The 17446-nt window shown below is 68.2% G+C and carries 15 protein-coding genes; 4 read left to right on the top strand and 11 right to left on the bottom strand.

The annotated features are described in order from the left end of the window. Nucleotides 1-52: 52 nt before the first annotated feature. Genes NTM_RS06440 through NTM_RS06425 form a run of 4 tightly spaced genes read left to right on the top strand, consistent with a single transcriptional unit; the run spans nt 53 to nt 3938 of the window. Entirely contained in the window at nt 53-1432 is a 1380-nt protein-coding gene (locus tag NTM_RS06440) for a MinD/ParA family ATP-binding protein (protein ID WP_163765820.1), read from the top strand. Next, on the top strand, nt 1429-2955 hold the full coding sequence (eccD, locus tag NTM_RS06435) for a type VII secretion integral membrane protein EccD (protein ID WP_163765819.1): 1527 nt from the start codon (nt 1429-1431) through the stop codon (nt 2953-2955). The genes NTM_RS06440 and eccD overlap by 4 nt, the downstream gene beginning before the upstream one ends. Before the next feature lie 9 nt (nt 2956-2964). After that, entirely contained in the window at nt 2965-3630 is a 666-nt protein-coding gene (locus tag NTM_RS06430; protein WP_163765818.1) for a hypothetical protein, read from the top strand. Next, nucleotides 3627-3938, top strand: a complete 312-nt coding sequence (locus NTM_RS06425) for a WXG100 family type VII secretion target (RefSeq protein WP_163765817.1) — start codon at nt 3627-3629, stop codon at nt 3936-3938. Before NTM_RS06430 ends, NTM_RS06425 begins: the two co-directional genes overlap by 4 nt. Here the strand turns inward: NTM_RS06425 and NTM_RS06420 are convergent, their stop codons facing one another. The 11 genes from NTM_RS06420 to NTM_RS06365 all read right to left on the bottom strand — a co-directional run bounded on the left by NTM_RS06420 (nt 3939) and on the right by NTM_RS06365 (nt 17418). Then, on the bottom strand, nt 3939-4979 hold the full coding sequence (locus tag NTM_RS06420; RefSeq protein WP_163765816.1) for an ESX-1 system-associated protein: 1041 nt from the start codon (nt 4977-4979) through the stop codon (nt 3939-3941). A gap of 15 nt (nt 4980-4994) precedes the next feature. Then, entirely contained in the window at nt 4995-5852 is an 858-nt protein-coding gene (locus NTM_RS28790) for an EspK C-terminal domain-containing protein (RefSeq protein WP_163765815.1), read from the bottom strand. 1292 nt (nt 5853-7144) lie between these two features. Continuing rightward, nucleotides 7145-8110 (bottom strand): ESX-1 system-associated protein, encoded by a 966-nt coding sequence (locus tag NTM_RS06405; RefSeq protein WP_163765814.1) that lies wholly within the window; start codon nt 8108-8110, stop codon nt 7145-7147. Nucleotides 8111-8385: 275 nt separating this feature from the next. Next, nucleotides 8386-8742: a YbaB/EbfC family nucleoid-associated protein gene (locus tag NTM_RS06400; RefSeq protein WP_163765813.1), complete on the bottom strand. Its 357-nt coding sequence runs from the start codon at nt 8740-8742 to the stop codon at nt 8386-8388. Further along, nucleotides 8739-10337: a PPE domain-containing protein gene (locus NTM_RS06395; protein WP_163765812.1), complete on the bottom strand. Its 1599-nt coding sequence runs from the start codon at nt 10335-10337 to the stop codon at nt 8739-8741. The genes NTM_RS06400 and NTM_RS06395 overlap by 4 nt, the downstream gene beginning before the upstream one ends. Nucleotides 10338-10359: 22 nt before the next feature. Further along, nucleotides 10360-11757, bottom strand: coding sequence for a type VII secretion protein EccE (eccE, locus tag NTM_RS06390; protein WP_163765811.1), 1398 nt, complete (start codon nt 11755-11757; stop codon nt 10360-10362). Further along, on the bottom strand, nt 11754-13100 hold the full coding sequence (mycP, locus tag NTM_RS06385; RefSeq protein WP_163765810.1) for a type VII secretion-associated serine protease mycosin: 1347 nt from the start codon (nt 13098-13100) through the stop codon (nt 11754-11756). The genes eccE and mycP overlap by 4 nt, the downstream gene beginning before the upstream one ends. Before the next feature lie 235 nt (nt 13101-13335). After that, nucleotides 13336-13593, bottom strand: a complete 258-nt coding sequence (locus tag NTM_RS06380) for an HPr family phosphocarrier protein (protein ID WP_163765809.1) — start codon at nt 13591-13593, stop codon at nt 13336-13338. A gap of 36 nt (nt 13594-13629) precedes the next feature. Continuing rightward, on the bottom strand, nt 13630-15642 hold the full coding sequence (locus NTM_RS06375) for a PTS fructose transporter subunit IIABC (RefSeq protein WP_163765808.1): 2013 nt from the start codon (nt 15640-15642) through the stop codon (nt 13630-13632). 4 nt (nt 15643-15646) lie between these two features. After that, a complete protein-coding gene (locus tag NTM_RS06370) occupies nt 15647-16642 on the bottom strand; it encodes a 1-phosphofructokinase family hexose kinase (protein ID WP_163765807.1) in 996 nt (331 codons plus the stop codon). Further along, complete coding sequence (locus NTM_RS06365; protein WP_104864367.1) at nt 16639-17418, bottom strand: DeoR/GlpR family DNA-binding transcription regulator; 780 nt, start codon at nt 17416-17418, stop codon at nt 16639-16641. Before NTM_RS06365 ends, NTM_RS06370 begins: the two co-directional genes overlap by 4 nt. Between the last annotated feature and the right edge of the window lie 28 nt (nt 17419-17446).

Here is a 17446-nt window from a genome sequence, read left to right as displayed (position 1 = left end):
TCGCCCACGGCGTGCCCGCCCGCTCCATCACCGAGAACATTGAGAGGTAACCATGTCGGCCGACTATGACCGGCTCTTCCACTCCCCGGACGCCGTCCAGACGGTCGACGAGGAGCCGAACCGCGAACTGCCACCAGCCGGTCGCGACGGCGTGCTACCCCAGGGCACAGCACCATCCGCTGATACGTCTGCGCCGACGCCCGCCGCGCACGCGCGCACGCAGACGGCGTCGGTGTCACACCAGTCCTGGCAGACCGAGAACCCCAGCCAGGTGACCGGTCAGCTTCAACCGGTGCCGGCGCGTGCGGCCCAGCACGTTCCGAACAACGGCATGATGCGCACACCGCAGGCGCCGAATGGGGCGCGGCACGAGCAGCGGCAGCCACCGCCTCCCGCGCCCAGGACCGCGCCGGCGCCGCCGCCGTCGCATTACTACGGGGACGGCGCCGATCAGCGGGTGCCGGCACAAACCCAGACCACGTCCGCAGCATCGATGGGCAACCACCGCGCCATCGATGCGCTGGCCCACGTCGGCGTCCGGTCGGCGGTCAAGATGCCGTCGCAACGCGGCTGGCGCCACTGGGTGTACGTGATGACCCGGATCAACCTCGGCCTGTCGCCCGATGAGATCTACGAACTCGATCTGTTCACCCGAATCCGGCGCAACGCGCGCGACTCTTATCAGATCGGGGTTTTCGGACTCAAGGGCGGAGTCGGCAAGACTGCGGTGACGGTCGCATTGGGCTCGGCGCTGTCCAGTATCCGCGGCGACCGCATCCTGGCCATCGACGCCGATCCGGACGGCGGTAATCTCGCTGACCGTGCCGGCAGGCAGTCGGCGGCCACCATCGCTGATCTGTTGTCCGACCAAGAACTCCATCGCTACAACGACATTCGCGCCTACACCAGCATGAACGGGTCGAACCTCGAAGTGCTCTCCTCCGAGGAGTACAGCGCCGCGCGGCGGGAGTTCAACGACGACGACTGGCGCTCCGCGACCGACATCGTCTCGCGCTACTACAACCTGGTGTTGGCGGACTGCGGTGCCGGGCTGTTCCAGCCGGGGGCGCGAGGTGTCCTGTCCACGGTGTCAGGTCTGGTGATCGTCGCGAGCGCATCGATCGACGGTGCGCGTCAGGCCGCGATCACGATGGACTGGCTGCGCCAGAACGGCTACCAGGATCTGCTCGGGCGATCGTGCGTGGTGGTCAACCATGTGACGCCGGGTAAGCCGAACATCGACGTCGAAGACCTCGTGCAGCAGTTCGAGCGGCACGTCCCCGCGGGTAGGGTGATCGTGCTGCCGTGGGACAAACACATCGCAGCGGGCACTGAGATCCAACTCGATCTGCTCGGAAAAGCGTTCCGCCGCAAGGTGGTCGAACTGGCCGCCGCTCTGTCGGATGATTTCGACAGGCTCGAACGCCGTTGACCGCGACGGCCACCGCCCCGACCACGTCCGGCACCGCGCCGGGCCGGCCGTCGACCACCCGGGTCACGGTGCTGACCGGTCGGCGGATGACGGACCTGGTGTTGCCCTCGGCCGCACCGATCGAGAGCTACGTCGACGAGACCGTCGCCGTGCTGGGCGAGATTCTGACCGATACCCCGGCAGATGTGCTGGGCGGCTTCGACTTCAGGGCGCAGGGGGTGTGGTCGTTCGCTCGTCCTGGTGCTCCGCCGATCAAGCTGACGGACTCGCTCGACGATGCGGGCGTGGTGGACGGCTCGCTGCTCACCGTCGTATCGGTCAGTCGCACCGAGAGGTACCGCCCGCTCGTCGAGGACGTGATCGACGCGATCGCCGTGCTCGACGAGACGCCCGAGTTCGACCGCGGTGCCCTGTACCGCTTCATCGGGCTCGTCTTCCCGTTGGCGGCTCTGCTGCTGACCATCGTGTCGATCCTGTCGTGGGCGTCGACCGGGCACGACTGGTGGTGGTCCGCGGGGCTGGGCGTGCTGGGAGTCGGACTCCTGGGTGGCAGCGTGCTGGCGCAGAGGAGGTTCGGCAACCTCGACATCGCCGAAAGTCTGCTGGGGGCTTCTGCGGTCGCGCTCGTGGGCGCCATCGTGTTGGCGGTGCCGCTGCCGGAAGGGGTGGCCTTCCTCGGGTCCCCACAGATCGCCGGCGCCGGAGCACTGGTGTTGCTGATGGTCCTCGCCACCCGCGGTGGACCCAGGCGAAGAGCGGAGGTCGCGGCGTTCCTTGCCGTGTCGGCCCTCGCGCTGACGATGGCAGCGGTCGCGTTCGGTTACGGATGGCACGCCTGGGTCCCGGCAGGGGCGATCGCGTTCGGGCTGATCGTGGTCACCAACGCGGCGAAGATGACCGTGGCGGTCGCGCGGATCGCGCTGCCGCCGATACCCGCCCCAGGTGAGACGGTCACCAACGACGAATTGCTCGACCCGGTCGCCACCACCGACCCCTCGGAGGAGTCCGAGACGTGGCAGGCGATCATCGCGTCGGTGCCCGACTCCGCGGCGCGGTTGACCGAGCGCAGCCGACTGGCCAAGCGGCTGCTGATCGGCTTCCTGACCGCCGGAGCACTGGTCTTGGCTGCCGGCGCGATCGCGATCGTGGTGCAGGGACACTTCTTCGTGCACAGCATGATCGTCGCCGGGCTGGTGACCGTGCTGTGCGGGTTCCGCTCCCGGCTGTACGCCGATCGCTGGTGTGCGTGGGCGCTGCTGGCGGCGGCCGTGGTGATCCCGTCGGGGGTCATGGTGCGGCTGTGCCTGTGGTACCCGGAGCGGGCCTGGTTGTTCCTGGCGATCTACACGGCGGTGGCCTTGGTGGCCGTCGTCATCGTTGGTGCGACCAACGGGGTGCGGCGGATCTCGCCGGTGAGCAAGCGCATCCTCGAACTTCTCGACGGAGCAACGATCGCTGCGGTCATCCCGTTGTTGTTGTGGATCGCGGGCGTCTACGACGTTCTGCGGAACCTCAGATTCTAGGAGGCGGAGATGGTCACAGGCGGAACACCGCCGCTGTCGGTCGATCCTGAGCAGCTGGCTGCCGCAGGCGGCGCAATGTCGGCTGCGGCCGGTCAATTGCCCGCCGCACCAGCCCCATTCATGCCCGTCGGCACCGATCCGTTGTCGGTGGAGATCATCAGACAGATACCCGCGGTCGAGACCCCGGTCACGACCCAGCTGCCGCTGATCAAGACGGAGGCGACGACGACCGCGGAGAACGTCGTGGATTCGGCGCGGGCCTATGCGGAGGCAGATCAGCGTATTGCGGCCGCGGTCCACGAAGAACTGCAGAGCGCGGGCCGGACACCGCCGGGCGGCGGATCGACGAACCCCGCTGCGGGCGGTGGGACTGGTGGCGACGTCATGGGCCAGATGATGGGCATCCCGATGCAGATGATGGGGGCCGCAGCCGCAGCGCCGCAGGCCGTCTCACAGGCAGGCCAACCACTCATGCAAGGCGTCCAGCAGGGTGGACAACAAATTCAACAGCTGGTGGGCCAGTTCGGTCCAGATGCGCAGCAGGATGACGGTGCGGCCGGTGGCGAACCGGAGGCCGAGCGCGCGCCGGAACGTGAAGCCAACGAACGTGAGAGCGAGCCGCAACGGCCCGGACGACATCGCGCTCCCGAATCTGACAGCAGGATCGACCTATGACCGACAAGCTTGAGGTCGACACCAGCGAACTCCGCAGGGCCGGTGAGGTGTTCGTCTCAGCCGCCGAACAGTTCGCCAGTCTGCAGGCCGACGCTCCGCTGGGCGAGGCGGCTGCGGCGGTGCCGCAGCTCAAGACCGCCGTGGCCTGCATCGCGGCAAAGACCACGGTGGCTACGGAAGTCGCAGGTATCGTGGTCGCCGCTCGCAAGTTCGGAGCGGACCTGGTCAGTTCGGCGAACGAGTACGACGCCACCGACGAGGATTCGGCACGCAACATCGACGGTGTCGAGATTCCCGCGCCGCGGTGATCACCGCTGAACCGCATGGCAGGCTTGGTTTGTCAGCGCCTGAAGCCTCAGCGCGGTGTTGTCGAGATGGATGTCCGGCAGGGCGAAATCCGGTAGCGCGGCGGCGTAGGCCCGACGATACTGCGCGGACAGGGCGGCGAAGTCCGCGGCGATCAGATTGCCGCTGAGTAGCCCGAGCAGCTGGGCGCGATCGGCGTTCTGTTCCATCACGCCGGCGACGTCGTCGGCCAGTTTGCGTTGTTCGGGCGACCAGTAGCGGGCGGGGATGTTCGGATCGTGCCGTTCGCGCCACTCGGTGGTGGCCGTGGCGTAGTCGGCCACCATGGTGATCCACTCGGAGCAGAACGGCGAGGGCTTGGTGATGTATCGCGTCGGGGTGTCGGGATCACCGATCGGCATGTCGGGTACCGGGGGTGGGCCGGGGACGACAAGCGGGCTGCGATCCCGCCCGGCGCCGAAATCGATTGCGGCACAGACCCCGTTGATCGATTCGGCGGCGTGGGTGGCGGCCAGCGCCAGGTGGTCGGCGGGCGGACGGTATCGGTCGACCGCGTCGGCGTAGCTCCGCCAGTAGGCGATCAACTGTCCGTAGAGCTCGCGCATGACTCGGTGCGGGGTTGCCTTGGCCAGCGGGGCGGTGTCGTCGGCTGCGGCGCGCAGCGCCTTGGCGACTTCGAGGTGCTGTTCGCGCTGCGCGGCCGTCCATGCGCTGGCAGGGACCGCCGGGTCGCGCTCCAGCCAGCCGTTGGCCAGCTCGGTCTTGAGGCGCTCGTTGATGGGTTCCCAGTCCGCGCAGGTGGGTTCGTGGGTGAGGAGGGTGACCGGGTCGTCGTCGTGCGCGCTGGCGAACTCCGAGGTCTCGACAGTGGCGGTCGGCGACGGTGGGGGCGCGTCAGTCGCCGGGGAAGAGTGTTCGTCGTCGCGGCTGATCCACAAGGTGGTGACCGTGATCAGTATCGCCAGGAGCAACGCGCCGGAGCCGACGATGCGGTCCTTGCGATCACTGGACCCGAACGTAGGTCGGCGAGGTGGCAACGTCATCGATACCGACGGTACCTACGCGGGCGTATCGGCGGCGACGGCCTCGTTCATCAGGACGGCGAGGTGCTGCCAGTAGACCCAGTCGGCGATGGCTCGGCGCTGGTCAGCAGGGTCTGCCGCGGTGTGCGCTCGGTGGACGGCGAGCTCCTGGGCGTGGTCGGCGTAAGCGATGAACGCCTTCAGATGCGCCATCGAGCGCTTGGGATTGGTGCTCATCAGGGGTTTGGTCACGTCGAACCACAGCTTGGCGCTCCGGTCGGCCGGTGACTCGAGGTCGGCCGGCGGCGGAGGCAACAGGTCATTCAATCCGAAATCGCCTGTGTCCTTGAGTAGCTGAGCCGCACTTGGGGAGATGACCTCAAGGCGGTCGCGGCCCCGCATGGTGCCGTCGTCGGGGATGTCCTCCGAGGTGAGGACGATCTTGGGGACACCGGGATCGAAGCTGGCGAACTGCTCCTCGGTCGCGACCACCGCGCGCAATCGTTGGTCGTGGTGCTGCGCCCAGGCTTGTACCGCCAGGATGGGGTAGGTGGCCCACCGGGCGCGTTCAGCTGCGGGGACGGATTCGTCGGCCGAGGCCATGCGGATGTGTTCGGGTAGGCGGACGCCTTCCGGGATGTAGGCGATGCCGTAGCTGTTGGCCACGACGATGGTGCCGTCGGTGGTCACGGCGGTGACCCAGAAGAATCCGAAGTCCATCACGCCGACATTCAGTGCAGCGGCGATGTGCCGGGCGCGCTGCAACGGGTCGCCGCCGTTGTTCCTGCGCCGCAGCGCATTGGCGGTCGAGGCGGACAGGATCGCGTCGCGCTCCGCGCGGGCCGCCGACACCGGAATGGGTGCCGCAGCCGCGCCGCCGCCGGGCGTCGACATGGGAGCGACGCCGGGGCCGACGGAGCCGGCGGCAGAGCCGGGAACTCCCGGTGGCGGAGGGGCTGGTGGCGCGGGCGACGTGGGAGGACCGAGCGGCACCGGGGGAGCTGGCGGCGGGCCGCCAGGAGGCGATGGGGCGCCACCTGGTGCGGGACCGCCGGAGCCGGCGACGCCGGGCACCGCGCCGCTGGGGGTCGTCGCGGCGGGCGGAGCTGCGGCTGCTGGCTGGCTCGGTGGGGGCGCGGACGTCGGCTGTTGCGCCGGAGCAGAGGATGCCAGGGGGGGCGCCTGATTGATCACCTGCTGCAGCGGGGTGGGCTGAGCTTTTCCGGCGCCTGCGGCAGAGGCGTTCGACGGTTGTGCGGTCGAGGCGCCGGTGGACGGTGACGCTGCCGATGGAGAGCCTGTTCCCGACGACGGGCCGCTGGGTGACCCGGATGCGCTCGGACCACCCGAGGATGAAGGGCCGGATGTGCTGAGTGGGCTTGTGGGGGAGGAAGTCCCGGAAGGGGTGCTGGGGGCGCCCATTGTGCTGGGGGTGGTGGGGGATGGGGTGGGATTCGTATCCGGCACTCGGCCCAAGGGGTTCGAGCCAGCGTTCTCTGGGTGATATGGCGGCGTCCCTCCCCCTGGACCGATACTGTCTCCGGACTTTCGTGCGTTCCCACGGACGGCGTGGGACACAGGATTGGTACCTCCGTGCGAAACGATTCGATCGTCGCCCTTAATGTTCGGCGGAGCGGTACCTACAGGTGGGAACACCGGTGGGATCTCAGCCGATAGGGGTAGCCACGATTCGAATGCCGGTACATCTGCACTCGAAACCAGCACTGTTACAGTGTTTTTCCCGTTCTCAGCGGTCACCCACGCCTGAACCGCCGCCTCCTTTTCGGCGGGAGTTAGTGCAGGATCGCTCCGAAATGACTCAATGACCGCGTGCGCATTTGCTAAAGCCTGATTGATCGAAATCTTCGTCTGCTCGACGAGCCTGGCGAGCATGTTGTAGTAGGCGTGGGCCTTCCCAAGGTGGTTTGCAATGTCGCGCATCGCTGCTGTATGGCGCTGCACAGCACCCTCGGCGGCGTCTGCACTGGACCCCCGCCATATTCCGCGGTCGAACACCTGTACCTGTTGGCTATGCCAAGAATCGATAACGTGGTGTACAGCGTTGCGAAGCAGAAGGAAGTCGTTCGCGCGCCTTGTTAAATCTGTCTCGTCAATCGATGGCCAGCCATTCGGCACGGTCATTTGTTCGGAGAACTCCCCGGGGCTTTTAGCGATTCCCACGACGGTTAGGGCCCTGCCGCCGTGCACGCTTCATCAATCGCTGCAACCAACTGGGACGCAGCGCTTGCCAGGTAATTATCGGAAGGTCGATAGGACGGGATAGCCGAAATGTAGGCCCTCCGGTACTGGGCAGCTAACGTAGCGAAATCCTGAAAGACGGGATTCCCACTTTGGACGCCGATGTTCTGTAGCTGCCCAGCGTTTATTTCCATGATGGTCGCGGTTCTAACGTAAATCTCTTGCTGAGCAGGTGTCCATTGATCGGCGCTAATGCTGGGGTCTATCGCGAGCCAATCTCCAATTTGCGCTTGGAAGTCAGCGACGGTTGCGCGCCAATCCTCGCAGGCACGCGTGCGCATCTCCAGGAATGGCTGCGGATTCGCAATGGCATCGACAGGGGAGAATTTAAGCGGGGGTGCGGCGTCGATAAGGAAAGGAGCTTGCGCTTCGGCGGCCTTGGACTCCATGGCCGAACAAATCCAGACGAGAGCGTTCGAAGTTCCCGACACTGCGTTCGCAAGGTGGTCGTCAGCTGGTTCGTAGTTCGGAACCCTGTCAGCGTACGCACGCCAGTAGGCGGCGGATTGTTCGTAGAGTTCGCGCATCACCCTATGAGGCGTCATCTCTGCGAGCATCAAACTTCGATCAGCCGCCAATCGCATCGCATCTGCGACATCCTCGTACTGCCTGCGTTGCTCTGTGGTCCACCTCTTGGAATCGATCGTCGGATCCCGGTCAATCCAGCCGTCCGCCTGTTGCTCTGCGAGTGCATCGGCGATGGGCGCCCACGAGATGCAGGTCGGATCGTCAAGGATCAAAGATGCCGGGCCCTTGTCATTCGCACTGGCGACCGCCGAGATGTCAACGGAGGGGACCGTCGTTTCCGAAGCTGTTTGGGGGGATCCAGTTTGGTTCCTGGCGACTAGCAGTGTCGCAACGACCGTCACCACTACAACAACCAACAGCGCCAAACCGCCGAGAACCCATTTGGTAGCGCGAGAAGTGCGCGGTGAGCTCGCTGGTAGCGGACCCCACGGAGGACCGGCAGGCGGAGGGGGCACTTGCCCAGGAGGTGAACTCACTTGCACCACTCCCGAACTCGCGTCATCCCATCCTCCATAGTCATCGGCAGGCCAATCGCGTCAGCGACCCCGACTGAACCAGCGTAAGAGTCCGAGAGCACCAACGGGTGCGCCGGACCCCGGCGCCGTATTTGACGGCCCCGCAACCGAATTGTCTTTGAGGGTCATTCCGGCGCGCGCCTCGGCTCGTCGGTGATCTCCGCCGCGATCTCCGCGACCACCGCATCGAGCAGCTCACGGTCAGCGTTGATAGCCTCCGTCGCCTCCGCGTTGGCCTTCTGCAACGCCTCGTTGACCCGGTCCTCCACGGTCTCGGCGCCCAGTCGCAGCAGCCCGTCCTGGATGTAGACATCCTTGAGCCAGTGATGCCCGTTCAACGTCACCTCGACGGTGTCGCTGTCATCCGCCGCGGTGAACGACCCGGTCTCCATCTTGTGCAACTGCTCGTCCATCAACGATTGCAGACGCTTCGCCTGCCGCAGCACCGCAGCCACTTCCGGATGCAAATCGTCATCGGTCATTGGGCGTCTCCCCTCCTGGTGTCGTCGGGATTTCCCCGGCGCCGCGGCCTGACCCCGATCACCTGTTCGGTGTGCGGGCGATCCTCCACGTAAAGCGGCTCGTCCGTGGACAGCTGCGGATTGCGCTTCTTCTCTCCCGCGCCACCTGCCTGTGCGCCATGCATCGGCGCCATGCCGCCCATGCCGCCGCCCATCATGGCGCCGCCGGCACCCGCGGAGGCCACCGGAACCGGAGCACCCACCCTTGCCGGCGACGGCGCCACTGTCTCTGCGCCCACTGCCGGCTGCAGCGGCGACGACGGCGCCCCGCCACCACCCCCTCCGCCGCCGGCCGAACCGCCGCCCGCCGCAGCAGGTTTGAGCGCTGGTCCGGTCGGCAGCTTCGGGTCGGTGCCCTTGCCGAATCCTGGAGCCCCACCGCCAGGGGCGCCCCCGGGAGACCCACCGCCGGGCGACCCGCCCCCCTGCTGACTGCCCTGCTGTCCGCCTTGCGGGCCGGCCTGCTGGGCTGCCTGCGCTGCGGGATCGGTCGCCGACGCCGCCGAAACAGGCGCCTGCTGCGGTGTCTGCGGCTGGCCGCCTCCGCCGGATCGTTCGCCCGGAGCGCCTCCGCCGGAAGCCGAAGGGCCCCGGCGCTCTTCGTCTTCGGACCGGGCCGGAACACCGCGCGCATTGGGGTCGCCATTCCCGGTTACGGGCGAGGACGGCGCATTCGACGTCGGACGCGGCTGCGGCGGCTGCACCGGAGTCGGGCGTCCCCCGTTGGCGTACGCCTCGCGGATCGACTCCGACTCCTGATACAGCGCTTCCATCTTCAACTGGATGGCGCGCGCGGCACCGCCGTCGGTCTGCCCGGACAGCAGTTGAGTCCGCAGTGCTTCGTACTCCGCGCGCACCGGCGCGTTCGCCGACTTGGCCTGATCGTGGGCAGTCGCCAACTTCTCGGCTTCGGCGGCCAACTGCGTCCATTTGCCGGCCAACGCCTGAAGCCACCCCCCGAACGCCTTGAACTTCGTGTACGCCGCCTCGGCGGCGACCCCCTCCCAGTTCTGCATCCGGATCTCAAACGGAAGTGCCGCCTGGGTGAGCCGGCCCGCGGCGGCCGTCCACTCCGCCGCCGCCGACCGCAGCGTCGACGCCTGGTCGCCGCCATGGAGCTTCTCGTCTGTCTCGATCGGGTCGAGGATGTCGCCGTCGGTCGGGACGTCCTCGAACGACGGCATCGGCGGGGGCACCGGCGGAACCGGGGCGGTGTTGATCCCGACAGGCACGGGTGTGGGTGCGGGACTTGCGGTTCCGCCTGGCATGGAGGCCTCGATGTTATGGCGCGACGCCTCGTCGACGTCCTCGTAGGCTTTCCCGACCAGTCGCAGCGTCTCGGCCAGCCGCCGACTCTCCGCGATTCCCCATTTCTGCTCTGCGCCCAGTGCTTGGGCGTTCTTCACCAGGTTGCGGACCGAAGCCGTCGTGGCGGAGAGTGCGTCGGGATCGCCGACGGTGGCGGCAGTCGGGTCGTCACCCCACGGGATGCCCTCGATCATGGTCGCCTTGCTGTACAGATCGCTGGGGTCGACCTTGAGTTCGCCGCCGGGCATTACCGGGCCTCCTTCCTGCAGATCATGATTCGAGCGCCATCTGGTAGCGACTCTCCTCGCGGGGGTTGATCAGCCGGATCGGCAGTTGCTTGTGACGCGGTGTGGCGATGTAGCTGTCCCGCAACATCACTCGGCCGACGCCCGGGTGCGGGCGAAGGTATGTCGTCGCCTGTGGCCAGGACACCTTCGGCACGGGGCCGATGTCGGCGTTGACGAATCCGGCGAACTCGCGGAACTGCGGCTGCAGGGTCACGTTCGCCCCTGCCGCGGCGGCACGCACCACGAACTGTGTGAACAGCCGTGCGTTGCCGAGGTTGATGCTGACGTCGATGTCGTCGAACGGCATGTACACCGGGTAACGGTCCGCGGTCTCGCCGACGAGCACCCCCGCCGATCCGAGGGGCAACTCGTGGTGACGGTCGCTCACCGGGCTCTCACCCAGCAGCGCCGCCCGCTGTCCGCCGTACAGGCACGAGAATCCGCGCGGTGTCGACGGATTCGCCAGCGTCGTCAGCAGCACGGTGGTGGTCGGCGCAGCGCCGGGCGTGATCCGGACACGAGTAAGGGTGTGATCCGCTCGAGCGGACCACCACACGTCGGGCCCACCCGGGGCGTGGTAGGCGGTGGTAAAGGTGCTGCGGCCCTTGACCATCGACCAGGTCTCGCGCTCGAAGCTGATGTCGGTGGCGTGGTCGAAATCGGTGAAGCTGCGGGCCGGGCGGGCATCGACACCGCTGCCGGCGAGCTGGTCGGCGATCCGCGTCGTCGACGACACCAGGTACTGGGCCAGGCCGGATACCCCGGTGTCACGGCGCAGTGCCGATTTACGCGTCTTGTCCGGATCGGCGCGCAACACGATCCACGTGCGGCGGTTCGCCGGCGCCGGATAGGGCCCGACGACCTGTTCGTAGAGCCCCACCAGCGCGGCAGGGGCGGTGCGGCCCACCCGGTAGCCGGCCGAGACGACATCGGCCTCCAAGTCGGGACAGTATGCGGTCAGCAAGTTTTCGAGAAGTCTGGTGTCGATCACGTCATCGGTGGCCGCGCTGCCGTTGACGATGACGGTCGGGGTGAACGGGCGGGGGATCAGCTCGATCGCCGACACCAGGTAGCCGTGCTGCCACCGCAGTGCGACGTGATCGCCGGGCAGCACGGTCGCACCGACCGCGGACTCGGAAGGCGTTGGCGGAGGCTGCTTGTGGCGGTGCCGCCACGCGAACAACGCGGCCACCCATCCGCTGACCCGTCGGCCGCGAATCGTGACGAACGCCGACAACGCGATCAGTACTGCCAGTGTCACACCCAGCCACATCAGGTCCAGCGGCGCGAAGATGAGTATGCAAGCGGGGATGAGCACCGCCGCCCACAGGGCATGGCCGGTGGTGACCTTCAGTCCGAAGATCGAGGCGATCCTGCTCATCGGCGCCCCAAGGCCCGACGGGCCAACGCCCCGACGCCGAGCAGCACCGCCACTCCGATGCCGGTCACCACGACCCAGGTGATCGGGCTGCGATCCGGCGGTGGGTTGTACACCGGAGGCGGAATGGCCTTGACGTTGTAGGGGATTTCGGACGGGCCGGCAGGTACATCCCAGGTCAGTGCCGCTACCGGGTCGATGACGCCGGCGCCGACGATGTTGTTCACGCCGCCGCCGGGATGACGGGCGGTCGCGGTGATGCGGTTGATGATCTGGCCCGGCGTCAGTTCGGGGAAGCGTTGCTTGACCAGGGCCGCCAAACCCGAAACATAGGCCGCCGAGAACGAGGTGCCGCTGATCGGGATCAGCCCGTCCTCACCCTGGAGGGCGTTGACCGGGTTGCCGTCGTAGCCGAGAGCGACCAGGTTCTCTCCGGGGGCGGCGGCGCCCACCCAAGGTCCCTGCACCGAGAAGCCGCTGGGCTGCCCATTGGGGGCGATGCTGCCGACGGTGAGTACCAACGGCGAGTACCAGGCCGGCGACACGATCGTCTGCACCTCATTCCAACCGCGGGGATCCGCGGGCAGTGCGGGGTCCGGCGGTGGATTCTGGGTGCAGTTCTCGCCGGTGTTGCCGGCCGCGGCCACGATCACCACGCCCTTGTCGTTGACGGCGTAGTTGACGGCAGCACCGACCACCGCTTCGTCGATCCGGCGGGTCACCTTGTAGCAGGCGGCCTCACTGATGTTGATGATCTGGGCGCCCATGTTGGCCGCGTGCACGATCGCGCGGGCCAGGCTGCGCAGGGATCCCGCTGTTTGCGTCGCGTTCGGGTCGTTCGGGTCGCTGCGGGCGCCGACGGGGGAGAAGCTGTCCGAGGTCTGGCGCAGCGACAGGATGCGGGCGTCGGGGGCCATGCCGACGAACGCGTCGGTGGGGGCGCCACGCCCGCCGATCACCGCGGCCGTCAGCGTGCCGTGCGCGTCGCAGTCCGACATGCCGTTGCCTGCGGCGTCGACGAAATCGCCGCCGGGTTCGGCGGGGACGCGCGGAGATCCGTTGACGCCAGTGTCGATAACGGCGATGGTGACACCGGCGCCGGTTGCGAACTTCTGCGCTTCGGTGATCTGCAGGTAGTCGCCGGCCCACGGGCGGTCGGCGAAATTCGAGTCCGGGAACACCGCCGGCGTGGCACAGATGCGGCGCTGTTCCATCGGCTGATCGGGTCCGGTCTCGTCGGGGGGAACGGCAGCGGGGTCGATGATCGGTTGCTCGATGGCTCCCGCGGGCGGGGCGGCGAGCAGCACCAGCAACGCCGCGACGATCAGCGCTCCGGTGCGCCGCACGCGCGCTCACCCCCCGAAACGGAGGTCGCGAGCACGCCGCTCAGGAGCCTCGTCAGCAACCTCGGCGACGCGGCAGCCGGGGTGTAGGACCTCCCCCTGGGCGCACGAATCGCAGACACATCGGCCATGTTAGGGGCGCTCAGGGAGGGGTCATTCCACTTTCTTTTCCCGCCGGGCTCCTGTGGAGGTGCCGTCCGGCGGCGACGAGAACACCCCGATCACGGGTATCCGCGCGTCAGGCGTCGAGATCCTTCTGCACCAGCTCGGCGATGGTGTCCATCGCGTTCTCGTCATCGGAGGACACGGTGACCTGTGCACCATTGCCTGCCCCGAGCGTCATGATCATCAAGGCCGAACCGGCGTCGACGGGTTCGCCGCCGTCCATCGACAGCGTGACGGGCACCCCGGCCTCGACCACGGCCTCGGCGATGATCGCGGCGGGACGGGCGTGCAGGCCGATGGCCGATCCGACGATGACGGTCTTGCTGGGCATGGATTCTCCTTTATCGGGGGTTGACGTTTCGGATGTTCAGGCGGCGACGAGTTCGGTGTCGGCCTTGGCGCCGGGTTTGACGAGCTGTTTGGCCGCGATGACGGCGAGTGCCGATGCGATGGTGCCCGCGGCCAGGGCGACCACGAACCACAGCAGGTTGCCGATCGCGAAGAACACGAAGATGCCGCCGTGCGGCGCGCGCAGTGTCACGCCGAACGCCATGCACAGTGCACCGGTGATGGCGCCGCCGAACATCATCGACGGGATCACCCGCAGCGGATCCGCCGCGGCGAACGGGATGGCACCCTCGGAGATGAACGAGGCTCCGAGAAGCCATGCGGCGCGGCCGTTTTCCTTTTCCGGTTCGCTGAACAGACCCGGCCGGATGGTGGTGGCCAGGGCCATCGCCAGCGGCGGCACCATGCCTGCGGCCATCACCGCGGCCATCACCTGGAACGAAGCGGTGGTGGAGGCGGCGAGGCCGGCGGTGGCGAACGCGTACGCCGCCTTGTTGACCGGGCCGCCGAGGTCGAAGCACATCATCAGACCCAGGATCACGCCCAGCAGCACCGCGGAGGTGCCGGTGAGGCTGTTCAGCCAGTCGGTCAGGCCGGTGTTGATCCACGCCAGCGGGCGGCCGATCAGGAAGAACATGATCAGCCCGACGGTCAGTGACGCGACCAGCGGGATGATCACCACCGGCATCAGGCCGCGCAACCACCGCGGGGCGTCGAACCTGCTGATCCACAGTGCGGTGAACCCGGCGATCACACCGCCGAGGATGCCGCCGATGAAGCCGCCGCCGACGAACACCGCCAGCGCTCCGGCGGTGAAACCCGGTGCAATGCCGGGCCGGTCGGCGATCGCGAAGGCGATGTAGCCGGCCAGCGCCGGGACCAGGAAGCCGAACGCCAGGTTGCCGAGGGCGAACAGTATCGCCCCGAGGTACTGCGTGAACCCGCCGTCGGGCAGGTTGGTCAGGGAGTTGTTCAGCGCGATGTCGTTGGCGATCTCGGAGATCTCGTAGCCGCCGAACAGGAATCCCAGGGCGATCAGCAGGCCACCGGCGGCGACGAACGGGATCATGTAGCTCACACCGGTCAACAGGATCTGCCGGGTCCTGGTACCCCAGCCGACATCGCCCGACGGTGCGTCCGGCGCCGCCGCACCCGACCCCTCCACCCGGGCCGCGTTCGGGTTATCCGCTGCGGCAACGGCTTCGGCGATCATCTTGGCCGGTTCGTTGATGGCCCGCTTCACCCCCGACGCGATGACCGGCTTCCCCGCGAGCCGGCCCCTGTCCTTGACCCCGACGTCGGTGGCAAAGATGACCGCGTCCGCTTCGGCGATCGTCGCGGCCGGCAACGGCGTGCTGCCCGAAGATCCCTGGGTCTCGACGAGCAGGTTGACCCCGGCCTCCTTCGCGGCCTGGGCCAGCGAGTCGGCGGCCATGTAGGTGTGCGCGATGCCGGTCGGGCACGCGGTGATCGCGACGATGGTCTTCTGCGCCTTCGGCGCGGCGGGCGTCTCCGCCGGAGGCGCCGCGGGTGCGGTGGCCGGGGCAGCGGGTGCTGCGGCCGGGGCGGGGTTGACGACCCCGTCGACCAGTTCGACGATCTGGTCGGCGGTGGTGGCCGCGCGCAGCGCCTCGACGAAGTCCTTGCGGACCAAAGCCCTCGCCAGACTCGACAGCAGCTTCATGTGCTCCTGACCACCGGAATCCGGCGCCGCGATCAGGAACGCGAGATCGGCGGGGCCGTCGGGGGCGCCGAAGTCCACCCCCGGTTTGAGCCGGGCGAAGCCGATGGTGGGGGTGTCGACGTACGGGGAACGGCAGTGCGGGATCGCGATCCCGCCGGGCAGGCCGGTCGCGGACTGCTCCTCACGGGCCATCGCCGCACCGATCAGACCCTCGGCGTCGTTGGTGCGCCCGGCCCCGGCCAGCGCCTCGGCAAGCCTGCGGATCACCGCCTGCTTACCGCCGTCGACCGCCGTGTCGAGCAGGACCAGATCGCCGGTGATGATCGGCGGTGGGGTGGAGCTGGTCATGGCGCTACCTTGTCTCTGAGTTACTGCTGGTTGACGCGACGGGTGAAACAGGGGATACCCGAACTCCGTTGAGATCGATCTCGCTGGGCGACGGCAATGTGGTCCCCGGCAGGGCGGCGGCCGCGCTGCCGTAGGCGACGGCCATCTGCAGCCGCTGCGGCGGCACCGCGCCACCGACTTCGGCGCGCAGGTAGCCGGCCAGGGACGAATCCCCGGCGCCGACGGTGCTGCGGGGCACGATCGGCGGCGGCGTCGCCATCCACGCACCGCTGCCGTCCACCAGCACGGCCCCGGCGGCACCGAGGGTGGCCAGCACCGCGCCGATACCGCGATCGATGAGCTGCCGGGCGGCGGCGACGACGGGTCCCGGATCGCCTTGTGCGACAGCGTCTTCGAGATGCTGCGCCGACAGGCCCAGGATGCCGGCGAGTTCTTCGGCGTTGGGTTTGATCAGGTCGGGTGCGCCGTGGTCGAGGCCCTCGACGAGCGCGGCCAGGGGTGCGTCGGAGGTGTCGACCGCGACCCGGCAGGGCCGGCTCGCGAGGTGCGCGACGACGGTCGCGTACCACGACGCCGGGACGCCAGGGGGCAGCGAACCCGACATCACCACCCAGTCCGCGTCGCCGGCCGCGTCGAGCACCGCGTCGGTGAACGTTCGCAGCGTCACGTCGTCCAGCGTTGCGCCGGGTTCGTTGATCTTGGTGGTGGTGCCGTCCTGTTCGGTGATGGCCAGATTGGTGCGGGCGGGCTCGCCGGTGGTCACGATCCGGTACGGCACCGCGGCCGCCTGCAGCGCGTTGATCAACGGGTCGTTGGTGGCCGCGGGCAGCACCGCGACGGCGTCGACCCCGGCCATCGTCAGCACCTTGGCGACGTTGACGCCCTTGCCTCCGGCCTGATCGGTCACCGACGTGACGCGATGCACCGCGCCGCGGACCAACGGGACGGGCAGCGTGACGGTGCGGTCGATGCTGGGGTTGGGGGTCACGGTGACGATCACTGGGGTCCTCCCGCGCAGATGATCTCGACGCCGTGCCCGGCCAGTTCGTCGCGGTCCGCGGCAGAGATCTCGGGATCGGTGATGAGGGTGTCGACACAGGAGATCGGCGCGAAGCTGACGAACTCCTCCCGCCCGACCTTCGACGAATCCGCGGCGACGACGACGTAGTTGGCGGCGTTGACCATGGCCCGCTTGACGGCGGCCTCGTCGTTGTCCGGGGTGGACAGCCCGTGCCGGGCGCTGATCGCGTTGGTGCCGATGAACGCGATGTCCACCCGCAGCGTGTCGAGCACGCGCAGCGCCTGCTCGCCGACCGCGGCCTGGGTGACCCCGCGCACCCGCCCGCCGAGCAGCTGCAGGGAGACCGAGGGCATCGTCGCCAGCCGCGCGGCGATCGGAACGGAGTTGGTGACCACCACGAGTTCGCGGTCGGTGGGGATCTGCGCCGCGATGCGCATCGTGGTGGTGCCGGCGTCGAGCAGCACGCTGGCACCACCCAATGGAAAGAACTCCGCCGCCGCCGCCGCGATCGCGTCCTTGTGTTCGGCGCGGGTCACATCGCGCTCGTTGACGCCGGGCTCGACCAATTGCAGCGACCGCACCGGCACCGCGCCGCCGTGCACCCGCCGCACAATGCCCGCCTTGTCCAGGACGGCCAGATCGCGGCGCACGGTCTCGGTGGTCACGTCGTAGGCCTGGGCCAGTTCGGTCACCGATGCCCGCCCGCGGGACATCACCAGCGCCGCGATGGCCTGCTGTCGCTCTTCCGGGTACATGGAGCTCCGCGTTGGCGAGTTGTGTGGA

Source organism: Mycolicibacterium parafortuitum, from assembly GCF_010725485.1.
Lineage (GTDB): Bacteria > Actinomycetota > Actinomycetes > Mycobacteriales > Mycobacteriaceae > Mycobacterium.
Note: the sequence above shows the minus strand (reverse complement) of the source record. Positions and strands in the feature narration are given on the sequence as shown.